At 65.2% G+C, this 14007-nt stretch carries 15 protein-coding genes; 14 read left to right on the forward strand and 1 reads right to left on the reverse strand.

All coding sequences use genetic code 11. The features are described 5' to 3' along the window. The first annotated feature begins 1 nt into the window (after position 1). From C7411_RS01750 to C7411_RS01800, 13 genes are all read left to right on the forward strand, one after another. Positions 2-1624: an ABC transporter substrate-binding protein gene (locus C7411_RS01750; RefSeq protein WP_110382837.1), complete on the forward strand. Its 1623-nt coding sequence runs from the start codon at positions 2-4 to the stop codon at positions 1622-1624. A 32-nt stretch (positions 1625-1656) separates the two neighbouring features. Continuing rightward, positions 1657-2814: an LLM class flavin-dependent oxidoreductase gene (locus C7411_RS01755; protein WP_110382838.1), complete on the forward strand. Its 1158-nt coding sequence runs from the start codon at positions 1657-1659 to the stop codon at positions 2812-2814. 74 nt (positions 2815-2888) lie between these two features. Further along, a complete protein-coding gene (locus tag C7411_RS01760) occupies positions 2889-4112 on the forward strand; it encodes an acyl-CoA dehydrogenase family protein (protein WP_110382839.1) in 1224 nt (407 codons plus the stop codon). Between the two features lie 90 nt (positions 4113-4202). Next, positions 4203-5867 carry a rhodanese-like domain-containing protein gene (locus C7411_RS01765; protein WP_110382840.1) on the forward strand — a complete coding sequence of 555 codons (1665 nt, stop codon included), beginning with the start codon at positions 4203-4205 and terminating at the stop codon, positions 5865-5867. A 40-nt stretch (positions 5868-5907) separates the two neighbouring features. Continuing rightward, the gene (locus tag C7411_RS01770) at positions 5908-7281 is read left to right on the forward strand and encodes an LLM class flavin-dependent oxidoreductase (protein WP_110382841.1); all 1374 of its coding nucleotides are present in this window, start codon (positions 5908-5910) and stop codon (positions 7279-7281) included. 10 nt (positions 7282-7291) lie between these two features. Beyond that, positions 7292-8119 (forward strand): ABC transporter permease, encoded by an 828-nt coding sequence (locus C7411_RS01775; RefSeq protein WP_181431296.1) that lies wholly within the window; start codon positions 7292-7294, stop codon positions 8117-8119. Next, positions 8112-8849: an ABC transporter ATP-binding protein gene (locus C7411_RS01780; protein WP_110382843.1), complete on the forward strand. Its 738-nt coding sequence runs from the start codon at positions 8112-8114 to the stop codon at positions 8847-8849. The genes C7411_RS01775 and C7411_RS01780 overlap by 8 nt, the downstream gene beginning before the upstream one ends. 99 nt (positions 8850-8948) lie before the next feature. Then, positions 8949-9959: an ABC transporter substrate-binding protein gene (locus C7411_RS01785; RefSeq protein ID WP_243413009.1), complete on the forward strand. Its 1011-nt coding sequence runs from the start codon at positions 8949-8951 to the stop codon at positions 9957-9959. A 96-nt stretch (positions 9960-10055) separates the two neighbouring features. After that, the gene (locus tag C7411_RS37995) at positions 10056-10538 is read left to right on the forward strand and encodes a rhodanese-like domain-containing protein (protein ID WP_243413010.1); all 483 of its coding nucleotides are present in this window, start codon (positions 10056-10058) and stop codon (positions 10536-10538) included. Beyond that, complete coding sequence (locus tag C7411_RS38000; RefSeq protein WP_243413011.1) at positions 10522-10785, forward strand: rhodanese-like domain-containing protein; 264 nt, start codon at positions 10522-10524, stop codon at positions 10783-10785. The genes C7411_RS37995 and C7411_RS38000 overlap by 17 nt, the downstream gene beginning before the upstream one ends. Continuing rightward, positions 10725-11138, forward strand: coding sequence for a rhodanese-like domain-containing protein (locus tag C7411_RS38005; protein WP_243413012.1), 414 nt, complete (start codon positions 10725-10727; stop codon positions 11136-11138). Before C7411_RS38000 ends, C7411_RS38005 begins: the two co-directional genes overlap by 61 nt. Before the next feature lie 422 nt (positions 11139-11560). Beyond that, on the forward strand, positions 11561-11803 hold the full coding sequence (locus C7411_RS01795) for a type II toxin-antitoxin system ParD family antitoxin (protein WP_110382959.1): 243 nt from the start codon (positions 11561-11563) through the stop codon (positions 11801-11803). Then, positions 11800-12171, forward strand: a complete 372-nt coding sequence (locus C7411_RS01800) for a type II toxin-antitoxin system RelE/ParE family toxin (protein ID WP_110382845.1) — start codon at positions 11800-11802, stop codon at positions 12169-12171. The genes C7411_RS01795 and C7411_RS01800 overlap by 4 nt, the downstream gene beginning before the upstream one ends. Before the next feature lie 436 nt (positions 12172-12607). Here C7411_RS01800 and C7411_RS01805 read toward each other — a convergent pair whose 3' ends face one another. Further along, positions 12608-13567: a LysR family transcriptional regulator gene (locus C7411_RS01805; RefSeq protein WP_110382846.1), complete on the reverse strand. Its 960-nt coding sequence runs from the start codon at positions 13565-13567 to the stop codon at positions 12608-12610. A gap of 103 nt (positions 13568-13670) precedes the next feature. Between C7411_RS01805 and C7411_RS01810 the strand changes: the two genes are divergently transcribed. Continuing rightward, positions 13671-14003: a carboxymuconolactone decarboxylase family protein gene (locus C7411_RS01810; RefSeq protein WP_110382847.1), complete on the forward strand. Its 333-nt coding sequence runs from the start codon at positions 13671-13673 to the stop codon at positions 14001-14003. The last annotated feature ends 4 nt before the right edge of the window (positions 14004-14007 follow it).

Below are 14007 nucleotides of genomic sequence, written 5' to 3' on the forward strand. Positions count from 1 at the left end.
GTTGATCACGCGTCGCCAGTTCTTCCAGTTCGCCGTAGCCGCGGCCGCGCCCGTGCTGCCGGGCATGGCCGCGCTGCCCGGGGTGGCCTTCGCGGCCAGTCCGACACCGCAGACCGCCGCAGGTCACGACGTGCTGCAAGCCGTGATCGTGCCGGAGCCAGCGGGCTGGGTCGCGGGGTTGAACATCTCGAATCCCGCGGTGATCGTGTCGGTGAACATCTTCGACGGACTCGTGACCTACGACGACGCGTTCCACCCGGTCCCGCAGCTCGCGCAGTCGTGGACCGAATCGGCCGATCACCGCACCATCACGTTCAATCTGCGCAAGGACGTCAAATGGCACGACGGTCATCCGTTCACATCGGCGGACGTGCAGTACTCGCTGATGGAAGTCACGAAACGCTTCCACCCGCGCGGCAATGCGACCTTCGCCACGCTGGAAGCCGTCGATACGCCCGATGACCACACCGCGGTGTTCCGCTTCACGTCGCCGGTGCCGGCAGTGTGGTCCGCACTCGGCGGCTACGAAACGCAGATCCTGCCGAAGCATCTGTATGCGGGCAGCCCGCCGCTGACCAATCCGCTGAACGCGCATCCGGTCGGCAACGGCCCGTACGTGTTCAAGGAGTGGGCGCGCGGCAACTACGTGGTGCTCGAACGCAATCCCGATTACTGGGATCGACAGAATCCGCCGCATTTCGAGCGCATCGTGTTCCGCATCATCCCTGATGAAGGCACGCGTCTGACCGCACTCGAATCCGGCGACCTGCGCTATGCGCCCACCGATGCCGTCGCGCTGCCCGATCTCGTGCGGCTGCGGACCGATGCGCGCTTCGTGGTGTCGAGTCACGTGTTCGACGGTATCGCGCCGATCTCGTTCTTCGATTTCAACCTGCGCCGCAAGCCGTTCCAGGATCTGCGTGTGCGCCAGGCGATCGCGCACGCGATCAATCGCGATGCGCTGGCGAAGGTGGTCTGGTACGGCCTCGCGAAGCCCGCGCAGGGGCCGATCCCGAGTTACCAGACGCGTTTCTTCAAACCGGATCTGCCGCAGTACAACTACGACCCTGCGCATGCGGAGGCGCTGCTCGATGCCGCGGGTTTCCACCGCGGCGCGGATGGCGTGCGGGTACGGATCAACAACCTGCCGTTGCCATTCGGCAACCAGTACGTGCTGACAGCGCAATTCATCCAGGCGCAACTGCGTCACATCGGCGTGGAGCTCACGCTGGTACCGACCGACGTGCCGACCTTCAATCGCCGCGTGTACGCGGACTACGATTTCGATACGACGGTGAACTGGTACGCGGCCTTCGCCGATCCGCAGCTCGGCGTGACGCGCCGCTACTGGAGCAAGGCCATCAAGCCCGGTTCGACTTCGAGTAATGCAACCGGCTATGCCACGCCGGAGATGGACCGCGCGATCGAGGGTCTCGTGACGGTCAGCGACCCGGTAGCGCGCAAGCCGTTCATCGACCAGCTCCAGCAGATCGCGCAGGAGCAGGTGCCGTCGGTGAACCTGCTCGAACTGCATTTCTACGCGATCCATGCGGCAAGCCTCAACGGCTTTAGCAACACGCCGATGGGCGCATATTCGTCGCTTGCGTCGGTTCGCGACGCCTGAGCGCGCTTCGTCCACTTTTTATCTGGTGCTTCATGTCGATTTCATCACCCGCCGGATTCCCCGCCAGCCCGCTCTCGCAGGCGCTGGCACAACCGCTGATGCTGGGCCTGTTCCTGCCGATCCAGAGCGGTGGCTGGTCGATGTCGACGCTGCCGCGCACGACCGACTGGAGCTTCGACTACAACGCGCGGCTGACCCGCACGGCGGAAGACCTCGGCTTCGATCTCGTGTTCGGTCTCGCGCAATGGCTCGGCAAGGATGGCCACGGTGGCACGACGCGCTACCGGCGCGAGTCGCTCGATTCGTTCATCGCGATCGCGTCGCTGGCCGCCGTCACGAAGCGCATCCTGCTGGTGTCGACGCTGCATATCCTGTACGGCAACTGGCATCCGCTGCATCTCGCGAAGTTCGGCGCCACGCTCGACCACATCTCGGGTGGCCGCTGGGGCTTGAACATGGTGACCGGTCACTCCGTGGATGAGGCCGAGATGTTCGGCCGTGACGGGCACTTCGAGCACGACCAGCGCTACGAGATGGCGAGCGAGTTCGTCGACCTGATGGAGCAACTCTGGTCGCTCGACGACAACCTCACGTTCGACGGTCGGTGGTACCGCACCCGCAACGCCTTCGTCTCGCCCAAACCCCGCTTTGGCCGTCCTGTGCTCGTGAACGCGACGAGTTCTCCGGCCGGGATCGACTATGCGGCGAAACACTCTGACCTGATCTTCATTACGAGCTCGGCGGGCGCACAGATCGACGCGGCGCTCGACGTGCTGCCCGCGCATACGGCGCAAGTGCGCGCCGCGGCCCAGGCGCATGGGCGCGAGGTACGCACGCTGATCAATCCGACCATCGTGTGCCGGCCGACCGAACACGAGGCGAGCGCGTATCACGACGCGATCCTGTCGCACGCCGATTTCGGTGCCGTTGACGGTTTCACCGGACGGCGCAGCGACGCACGCGCCTGGAAGGGCCACCAGCGCGAGCAGCGCGTGCTGGGCGGCAACATCCAGATCATCGGTTCACCCGAGCATGTCGTCGACGATCTGCTGCGTCTGAAGGCAGCCGGCATCGATGGCGTGCAGCTCACCTTTTTCGATTTCGAGCCCGACCTGGCGTATTTCGGCGAGGCGGTGCTGCCGCTGCTGGAGCAGGCCGGGCTGCGGGTGCGCGTGCGGTCTGCGGTGTAAAGGCTGTATGGCAGGGACCGACACTCGACCCGGCGTACAGCCGGGTTCATCCGAATTCACGAGGAGTCTTGTTGATGGGAACGATCGATTCGAAACTGGCCACCGATCCCGGCGTCGCACCCGTGCAGGCCGGCTCCGCCGCCCTGCGCGAACTCGTCGCGGCGATTGCGGCCGGCACGGCGGCGCGCGAGCGCGGCGAAGCCGATGCGCGTGAGGCCATCAAGCTGGTGCGCGCCGCGCGTCTTGGCCTGTTCCGCGTTCCGACAAGCGAAGGCGGCGCGGGCGCGACGCTGCCTCAACTTTTCGAGCTGGTGCTGGACCTTGCCGAGGCCGACTCGAACATCCCGCATATTCTGCGCAATCATTTCGCCTTCGTCGAAAAAGCGCTGCGTGCCCGCCATCTGCCCCAATACCAGCGCTGGACGGCGCTCGTGCGCGATGGCGGGCTATTCGGCCTCGGCGCGAGCGAGCTGGGCACTCAGAACATCGGCGACGGCGACGGCAACACCCGGCTCGAGCCCGCCGGTAACGGCTATCGGTTGAGCGGCGTCAAGTACTACAGCACCGGCAATCTGTATTTCGATCACATCATCGTCAACGCGAAGGCGCCCGATGGCCGCTTCGCCGGCGTCCGCGTGGCGGTGCGGCAACCCGGTGTCGACGTGCGAGACGACTGGGATGGCATCGGACAGCGCCAGACGGCGAGCGGCACCACTGTGTTCACCGACGTCGAGGTTGCGGCCGGGGACGTGCTGGTCCTTGCCGACGACGTCAAGCTGCCGCACCAGGCTACCTTCGCGCAGCTCTACCTCACGACCATCATCGCGGGCGTCCTGCGGCGGGTCGCGAAGGACGCGGTCGAGCTCGTGCAGCGGCGCGAGCGCAACTACTACCACGCGGTCGCGCCGCGCCCCGTCGACGATCCGCTGCTGCAGGAGACCGTCGGTGAACTGCAGAGCGCGGCCTTCGTGGCCGAGGCCGCAGTGCTGAATGCCGCCGCCGTGCTCGGCGACGCTTTCGACAGCGCGATCGCCGGCCGGCCCGACGAGGGGCTGTTCGTCGAAGCTGCGCTGCGCAGCGCGAAGGCGAAGGTCGTGATCGACCCGCTCGCGCTGCAGGGCGCCACGAAACTGTTCGACGTGGGCGGCGCATCCGCTGCGCGCCAGGTCGCGCAACTCGACCGGCACTGGCGCAACATCCGCACGATCGCCTCGCACAACCCCGGCCTCTACAAGGCGCGGGTGGTCGGCAACCATGCGCTCAACGGCGTGCCGCTGCCGACCGCCGCGTTCTTCTGACCTGTTGCCGGCCCATCTCGCTGTCCATGTCTGCGTGCTGCGAAGGCAGCACGCAGACCCCGATCACCGCTTTTCACCTGACGCCTGACGATGAGTCACTCTACCGTTCCGCTGATTACCCCGGCCGCGCTGCGCGCGGCGCTTGCCGCCCGCAACGAGCTCGCGATTCTCGATGTGCGTGAGGAGGGCGTGTCCGCCCGCCGCCGGCTGTTCTATTCATCGATCGCGCCGGTCGGCCGGCTCGGTCTGCTGGTCAGGCAGCTCGTGCCGCGCCGCGCCGCGCCGGTCGTGCTGGTCGACGAAGCCGGCGAATATACGGCACGCGCCGCTGCACTGCTGGCCCGCTTCGGCTACACGAACGTGTCGATTCTCGATGGCGGCGTGGCGGGTTGGGAGGCGGCTGGCTTCGAGGTGTTCAGCGGCACGAATGTGCCCGGCAAGACTTTCGGAGAAATGATCGAGCATCGGTTGAACACGCCGAACATCGATGCCGACACGCTGAAGCGTCTGCAGGACGCAGGCGAAGACCTCGTGGTGCTCGACAGCCGGCCGTTCCCGGAATTTCAGAACATGAACATTCCGGGCGGCGTCGAATGCGCGGGCGCGGAACTCGTCTATCGCGCGCTGGCGGCGGCACCGTCGCCGGACACGTTGATCGTGGTGAACTGCGCGGGACGCACGCGCAGCATCCTTGGCGCGCAGTCGCTCGTGAATGCCGGAATTCCCAATCCGGTCGCCGCGCTGACGGGCGGCTCGATGTCGTGGCTGCTCGCCGGGCTCGAACTCGAACACGGCCAGATCCGTACCGCGCCGCGTCCCGACGCCGCCACGCTCGACAGCGCGCGAGCGCTTGCGCGCCGTGCCGCTGCTCATGCCGGCGTCGTCGAGATCGATGCCGTGACGCTGGCGCGTTTCGAGCGGGAAGCCGCGACCCACACGCTGTACCGCTTCGACGTGCGCAGCCCGCTGGAATACGAGGCCGCGCATCGTGCGGGCTGGCGCTCGGCGCCCGGCGGTCAGCTGGTGCAGGCCACCGACGAATACGTCGGCACGCTGCACGCGCGCGTCGTGCTCACCGACGATGACGGCGTGCGCGCTCGCATGACCGCGTCGTGGCTCGTGCAGCTCGGCTATCTGCAGGTGTTCGTGGTGGCCGACGACGTCGCGCAGGACAGCTTCGAAGCCGGTCCTGAACCGCGGCCGTTGCTGCGCGCGCCGCAGCGCACGCCATGGATCGAAGCGGATCAGCTCGCGCAGGCGCTGAAAGCGGAACGTGCGCTGGTCGTGGACGTGGACAGCAGTCTCGCGTTTCGCCGCGCGCATATCGCCGGTGCGCGCTTCGTCGCGGCGAGCGCGCTGGAGGACCTGCTCGCGCAGATCGACGACCCGTCGCGTCAACTCGTGCTCACGTCGGCCGACGGCGCGCTCGCGGGTCTGCTGGCCGACGAGTTGCTCGAGCGGCGCGCCGGGGTGTTTGCGCTGCTGGGCGGTACCGACCGCTGGCTCGCGCTGGGCCTGCCGCACGCCACGGGCGACGACGGCAACCTGACCGGCGACGACGACGCGTGGTACAGCCCGTATCACTACGGGCCCGGGCAGGCCGCACAGCAGATGCAGGCCTACCTCGCGTGGGAACTGCAACTGGTCGATCAGCTCGAGCGCGACGGCATTGCGTCGATCGACGTGCTCGACTTCGGCACGCCGAATCACGAGCGCAGCACAGCGTGGCTCGCGTCGCTTCGAGCCACCGCGTGACGCGCGGCACACCGCGATCCCTTGCCGTAAAGAACCCATTATGAGTGCAGCCCGTACCCTCCATCTGAACACCAACGTCACCGGCACCGGCCGCCATCCGGCCGGCTGGCGTACGCTCGACAACCCGAAGTCGATCATCGATCTGGCGTTCTTCACGAAGATCGCGCAGACCGCCGAGCGCGGCAAGCTCGATGCGGTGTTCCTGTCCGACGCGCTGGCGTTGCGTGGGCATGCCCACGGGCCGGCGCAGTCGCTGGAACCGACGGTGCTGCTCACCGCGCTTGCGGCCGTGACGCGGCACGTCGGCCTGATCGGCACCGCGTCGACGACGTTCAATGATCCGTACAACCTCGCTCGACGTTTCGCATCGGTCGATCATCTGAGCGCGGGGCGCGTCGCGTGGAATGCGGTGACCACCTACGATACGGACGCGGCCGGCAACTTCGGCGGTGGCGCCGCGCTCGACAAGACTGCGCGTTACGAACGTGCAGCGGAGTTCGTCGACGTGGTGCAGAAGCTGTGGGACAGCTGGGAAGACGATGCGCTGATCGCCGACCGCACGAGCGGCCGCTATGCCGACCCAACGCGTGTGCATGCCATTGCGCACGACGGTCCGCACTTCCAGGTGCGTGGTCCGCTGAATCTGCCGCGTAGTCCGCAGGGCCGTCCGGTGCTGGTCCAGGCCGGAGGCTCGGAGGCGGGCGTCGCACTGGCCGCACGCCACGCGGATGCCGTGTTCACCGCGCAGACCACGTTCGACGGCGCGCAGGCGTTCTATCGCGACATCAAGGCACGCGCCGTCGGCCATGGACGCAACCCCGACCATTTCCTGATCCTGCCGGGCCTGTACCCGGTGATCGGCGGCACGCTGGGCGAAGCGCGCCAGCGCAAGGCGGAGATGGATGCACTGCTGGACCGCAGCGCCGAACTCGCGAAGTTCGCGGGCGCGCTCGGCGTCACATCCGACGCGCTGCAACTCGATGCACCGCTGCCATACGACCTGCTCGACAGCGGCACGCGTTCCGATGTGTCGAGCGGCTTCATCCGCTCGACGGTGCTGCTCGCCCGCAGCGAGAACCTGACGGTACGCGAACTGCTCGATCGCAATCCGGGCGCACACCGGATGCTGGTGGGCACGCCCGAGACGATCGCGGACGATATCGAGCGCTGGTTCGCCGGCCGCGCGGCAGACGGCTTCAACCTGAACGCGGATGTGTTTCCGTCTGGGCTCGCGGCTTTCGTCGATCACGTCGTGCCGCTGCTGCAACGCAAGGGCATTTTCCGTCGCGAGTACGAAGGCACCACGCTGCGCGAACACTATGGGCTGCCGCGTCCGACGAGCCGCTATGCCGGCCGTGCTGACGTGACCGATACCGCTACGTCCGGGGCGCTGGCCTCGCATGTGGCCATCTGAAGGAGTGACGATGTCTACCCGGGAATCGACTCTCGCCGTGGGACCCGTGCCGGTTGCGGGCACGGCTTCATCGCGGCTCGCCACGCTGCGCGAACCGCTGCTGCGGGCGCTCGTGCCGGTGCTGCTGATTGCGCTGTGGCAACTCGCGTCGTCGCTGGGCGTGGCGAGCGAATTTGTGTTGCCGTCGCCGGCGTCGGTGCTGGCTGCATATCGCGAGCTGTGGCAATCGGGCGATCTGCAGGATGCGCTCAAGGTGTCGCTGGCGCGCGCAGCGGTGGGGCTGCTGATCGGTGGCGGCGCGGGGCTGTTGCTCGGTGTCGCCGCAGGCCTCAGCAAATCGGCCGAACGCGGTTTCGATAGCGTGCTGCAGATGCTGCGCACCATTCCGTTCATCGCACTCGTACCGATTTTCGTGGTGTGGTTCGGAATCGGCGAGGTGTCGAAGGTGGCACTGATCGTCGGTGCGGCGATTTCGCCGATGTACCTGAGCACATATCACGCGATCCGCGGCATCGACCCGAAGCTGCTGGAACTCGGCCGCACGTTTCGCCTGTCGCGCGCGCATCAGATCCGCCTGATCATCCTGCCGATGTCGTTGCCCGGCATCCTCGTTGGCGTGCGCTACGCAGCGGCGATTTCGCTGCTGGCGCTGGTGGCTGCGGAGCAGATCAACGCGAGCGCCGGCATCGGCTACATCCTGAACAACGCGAACCAGTTCCAGCGCACCGACATCATCATCGCGGGCATCCTCGTGTATGCCGTGCTGGGGATCAGCGTCGATGCGCTGTTGCGCTTCGTCGAACGCAAGGCGCTGGCCTGGCGAGGTGCGCATGTCTGAACTCGTTCATCCGGTGGAGCAGGAGGCCGCGCCCGTCGTCGCGAGCCTGTCACGTGTCGCCAAACGCTACGGCGACCACACGGTGCTGGATTACGTCGATTTCACGGTGCGCAAGGGCGAGGTCGTGGCGCTCGTCGGGCCGTCCGGCACCGGCAAGACCACGCTGCTGCGGCTGCTTGCCGGGCTCGAATCGGCTACGGGCGGCCGCACGGAGGTGTCGGGCAACACGTCCGTGGTGTTCCAGGAGCCGCGCCTGATCCATGCGTTGCGGGTGTGGAAGAACGTGTTGCTCGACGACGCGGACAAGCCGGATGCGCAGGCTCTGGCACGTGCCGCGCTGCACGACGTGGGCCTCGAAGACAAGCTCGCGAGCTGGCCGGTGAGCCTGTCCGGCGGTCAGGCGCAGCGCGTGGCCGTGGCGCGTGCGCTGTACCGGCGCCCCGACCTGATGCTGCTCGACGAACCGTTCAGCGCGCTGGATGCGTTCACACGCCGCAGCATCCAGAGCCTCGTGCTGAAGCTGTGGGCGCGCTACCGGTTTGGCCTCGTGATCGTCACGCACGATCTGGACGAGGCGCTGATTCTGGCCGACCGCATCGTGATCCTGTCCAAAGGGAGCATCTGCCATGAAACGCGGGTCGATCTGCCGCGCGAACGCGACGTGACATCACCCGAATTCAATGCGCTCAAGCGTGAACTGCTCGGCCAGTTCTCGCTGAGCGTGGCCTGACTGACTGTCGTTTCGATTCGTGTTTCTTTCGCCTCTCTTCATTTTTCCAATCACCTGTTTATGTCGATTAAAAAATCACTTCATGCCGGGCTTGCGGCCTTGTTCGCCGCTGTGACGCTCGTGGCGTCCGGCACCGTTGCCGCGCAGACCAAACCGGTCGATCTCAAGGGCACGAAACTCGTCATCGCGTACCAGGATCCAGCGTTTCCCGCGTTGATCCGCAAATCGGGCGTGGTCGACGGCGCGCCGTACCAGATCGAATGGGTACTGCTGACGGGCCCCGCAGCCAACCTGTCGGCGCTGTACGCGGGCAGGATCGACCTCGGGCATATGGGCGATACGTCGCTGACGATCGAGCAGGCCAACGCGCGCACCGACTGGACGAAAGAGACGCCGCCGCTGCACATCGTCGCGGGCTGGCGCAACGCGTATTCGAAAGACTACCCGCCCGAGGTCACTGCGGTGCGTGCCAGTGCCGGTATCGGCAACGTGCAGGCGATCAAGGGACACACGTTCGGCTACAACTACGGCGGCTACAACCACGCCGAGTACCTCGCTACGCTGGTGAAGGCCGGCGTCACCGAGAAGGACATCCGGCCGGTCAAGTTCGCCGATGGTGCGACTTCGGCTGCCGGCTTCAATGCGGGCGAGGTCGACGTCTACGCGGGCGCGCTCGGCCCCGTCCTGCCGACGATCAAATCCGGTGCTGGCCACATCCTGCTGACAGACCGCGATACGCAGATTCCTGCGCTGAACGTGTGGACCACCACGTCCGCGGATCTGCAGGATCCGGCGAAAGTCGCGGCGCTGCAGGACTTTTTTTCACGGCTGTCCGGTTACTGGGCATGGCATGACGCGCATCGCGACGACGTGATCGCGGTGCTCAAGGACACGCTGAAGATCCCGGACGAACGCGCCGCGTTCGAGTATCAGGTGCGCAGCGGCAACTTCGTGAAATTCGACAGCGGTTTGCTGGGCGAAGAGCAGCACATCGCCGACATCCTCTACGAAGGACACGCGATCAAGAAGAAGGTGAAAGTGGACGTCGAATACGATCCGCGCTTCAACGCCGTGCAGAAAGCCATCTGGCCGATTCCTTCGAAAAACTGAGCGAGGTCCGATCGATGACGGACACGATCTCCGCAGCGATACTGAAACGCTGGCCGCACGAAGGCCAGGAACTCGCGCTGTTCGACGTGCGCGAACATGGGCAACGGTGAACTCGCGTATCGCATCGATACATTCATCGAGGACGAGCGCACGCCGGTCGTGATCAATTGCGCGTGCCGCACGCGCAGCATCATCGGTGCGCAGACGCTGCGCAACCTCGGCGTTCGCAATCCGGTCTATGCGCTTGAAAACGGCACGCAGGGCTGGGTGCTGGCGGATTTGCCGCTGGAGCACGGTCAGCAGAGCCGGTATCGTGATGACGTGCAGCCGGTGGCCGAACGACGCGTCGCGGCACGGGCCCTGACGGAGCGTGCGGGTGTGCAATGGGTCGATGCACAGACGGTGCGCGATTGGACCGACGCGGGCGAGCGCACGGTGTATCTGTGCGATGTGCGTACGCCGGAAGAGTTCGCCGCCGGGACGCTGCCCAGTGCACAGCATGCGCCGGGTGGCCCAGCTGCAACAGGCCACCGATCAATACATCGGCGTGAGCAACGCGCGGGTGGTGGTGTTCGATGACGACGGCATTCGCGCGCCGGTCGCGGCGAGCTGGCTGCGGCAGCTGGGTCATGAAGCGTGGGTGTTGACTGGTGGAATCGACAGCGGACTCGCGTTGCCGGATCCCCGCGTGCCGGGCCCGCTCGCGCTGCCGGTGATCGATGTCGGCACGTTGGCCCGGCATGTCGCGACGGCAGCACGGCCGTCGTGGATCTGCGGTCGAGCGCGGCTTGGCTCGAAGGGCATGTTCCCGGCAGCCGGTGGTTGATTCGTCCGGGGCTTGCGGCGCCGCTCGCCGGCGGCCCGCAGCACGTGACGCTGGTGGCCGATGATCCGCGGCTCGCTGCGTGGGCCGTTGCCGATCTCGCAGAGGCGGGGCGGCACGCGTTCGCTGTGCTCGATGGCGGTCTGGCTGCGTGGCGTGCACAGGGTGAAGCCGTGCATCGGGCGCCAGACGCGCTTGCCCCGGCGGAGCGGATCGATTTTCTGTTCTTCGTACACGACCGGCATACCGGCAACAAGGCGGCGTCGCGCGAGTACCTCGCGTGGGAGCTAGGTTTGCTCGCACAACTGGATGACGAGAAGCGCAACGGGTTTCGGCCGCTGAAAGCGTCAGCCTGAAGCAGAGGACGGAGCGAAAGGAATTTGACGGACGCCGCGCTGGGGTCCAGGGAATGAACGCAAACGAGGTGCAGCGGGCGGGGGCCACGCAATATCGATGACTGCGCCGGACGCGACACTGATTGGGTGATGGAGCGATAAGCGGTGCGGAAAATCTGCGGCGGCCTGCTGCGGGAATAATACGTCGTCGTGGGGGGCGTGGGCGGATAGCGCACACCGTGTGGAAGCCGCGTGATTACTTTCGTCGGACTTCGGGGTGTACGCGATATAAAGGGGCGGAATAAAGGACGGCAAAGGCTGAGGCGCTCATGCTAAACAGTGGCGCGTCCGTGCAAGGAGATGCACCAGCCCCGACGCCGGAAAGTCGATTCGCTGGCATCGAATACCAGAAATTGGTATCCTTGGTCGAGGAGGATCAGGCCATGAGCAAAAGCACATCATTCACGCTCGGTGAACATTTCTCGGAATTCGTCGATGACCGCGTGCGCAGCGGCCGATATAGCACCGCGAGCGATGTTGTGCGGGCCGGCCTGCGCCTGCTCGAGAGCGAGGAGGCTAGACTGGAGGCGTTGCGAAACGCCTTGATTGAAGGTGAGCAGTCTGGACCATCGCGCCCGTTTGATTTCCGCCGGTACGTCGCGGGCAAGCGGAACAAGGTTGCATGAGAGCGTATGTTCTCTCACCCGCGGCCGAACGTGACCTTGATGATATCTGGGATTACACCGTCGGGAGATGGGGCGAGGCGCAGGCGGAGCGTTACATCCTGAGCATCGAAAGTTCTGTGGCTGGTCTGGTCGAGGGAACCCAGCCCAGTCTGTCCGCCGCAGACGTGCGGGAAGGCTACAGGAAGGCGCGGGTTGGAATGCATGTCGTGTTTTTCAGGGAATCCCCGTCCCTGATCGACGTCGTCCGTATCCTTCATCAACAGATGGACTTCCCGGCAGTCTTGGAGACGACGACTAGGAGCCACCGTTCGGCTGGACGGGCATTAACCAGGCGGCGAGCAGAGCAGACCGTGAACTCGCCGAGGTAATGCTTCGCGTGCCTGGTGTCACGCAGATCGGGTATCGCTGGACGCGATGGAGGCGCTCTCATGCCTTGGCGTTTTTCTGCCAACCACACGCATCTATACCCTGGTTCACTGCTACGTAACCTCGAAGCGCCTGGCCGCGCACGACTGTCACCGGGAGACGAAATACTGGTGGAGTTCAGCGACGGCGAGCCTGTAACCGGGCGTTTGCTGGAAGTGGACGAGAGCACGGTTTTGCTACAAATGCCAGCTTATCGCACGCAGCGCGGGACGACTGTGGAATGCCGGACATGGAGCGTCGTCGCAGCAGATGAACCAGGACGGCTCCGCGTGCAGAAGCGTTTGCTTGTGGCATGAATCGATACCGAAAGCGTTGCTGCCAGCATTGAACGAACCTTGAATCGCTGAGCATAGCGCGTTCGATGGGCTGCAAGTGCATTCAGCGTGCCCCCAACTTTGACTGGCCACTGGCATTGCGATCGAGGCACATGTCATTTTCCCGCGCGCGAGCGCTGTTGCGCAGCGCATCCACAACTACAGCGAGTGCTTTCGAAAATTCACGGCGGGTCGGATAGTAGATGTGGAGCCCGGGAAAGGTCGGGAACCAGTCTTCGAGCACGTACCTGAGCCGCCCGGCTGTGATATGGGGCTGTGCGAGGTCATCGGGAACAAACGCAAGCCCGGCGCCGTCGATCGCAGCGTTCAGCATCTGATACGTGCCATTGAACGTGAGCTGTCCGTCGACACGCACCTGGATTTTTTTCTTCCCTTTTTTCAGCTCCCACGCGTACAGGCCGCCGCGCGTCGGCAGTCGCAGTGTGATGCAGTTGTGCTGGAGCAGGTCCTTTGGTTGCCTCGGAGTTGCGTGTTTGCGAAGATAGTCCGGCGAAGCAACGATAGCCAGACGCATATCGGGGGCGATGCGAACCGCGATCATGTCCTTCGCGACCTGGTCGCCCCAGCGCACGCCAATATCGAAACGGTCCGCGACGATGTCGGACAGGCCATAGTCGACGACGAATTCGACCTTGATGTCCGGGTAGTCGTGCAGGACGCTGGACAGGCGTGGCCAGAGAACCATATCGACAGCGTAGTCGGTAGCCGTGATACGGATGGTGCCGGCGGGCTTCTCACGCGTTTCGACCACGGCGGTGAGTTCGGCCTCGATCTCCTCAAGGCGCGGCGTGACGGTTCCCAACAGCCGCTCACCGGCGGCAGTCGGAGCCACGCTGCGGGTGGTGCGATTGAGAAGCCGGACGCCCATCCGCACTTCGAGTGCGCGCAGCGTATGGCTCAACGCGCTTTGCGTGACCCCGAGTTTCGCTGCCGCACGGGTGAAGCTGCCCTCCTGGGCGACTGCGATGAAGGCGAGGATATCCGAGATGTTTTCGCGCAGCATTGATGAGCCCTGTTCATAAGTCCTGGTTCATTCTAGCGCCTAGTCGACGGCGACGGGCCACTCCACAATGGCATTGGTTCATGGTCAATGAAGGAGAAGCAGAATGTCCGAAAAGCCCACAGCCGCGCGCCAGTCGTTCGGCGATCTGGCGCCGAAGCTGGCCGAACTCAGCGACGAGGTGCTGTTCGGCGACGTCTGGGAGCGTCCGCAGTTGTCGAAGCGCGATCGCAGCCTCGTGACCTGCGCCGCGCTCATTGCGCTCGGCAAGACCGAGCAGATGAACTTCCATATTCCGCGCGCCATCGAGAACGGCGTGACGCGGGACGAACTCGTCGAACTCACGACCCACCTCGCGTTTTACGCGGGCTGGCCCAATGCAATGTCGACCGTGTCGAAGCTCAGGGAGCTTTTCGCGGCCACGAAAACTGACAACTGAGAGA

Origin of the sequence: Paraburkholderia silvatlantica, assembly GCF_003096715.1 — a bacterium.
GTDB classification, from domain to species: Bacteria; Pseudomonadota; Gammaproteobacteria; order Burkholderiales; family Burkholderiaceae; genus Paraburkholderia; species Paraburkholderia silvatlantica.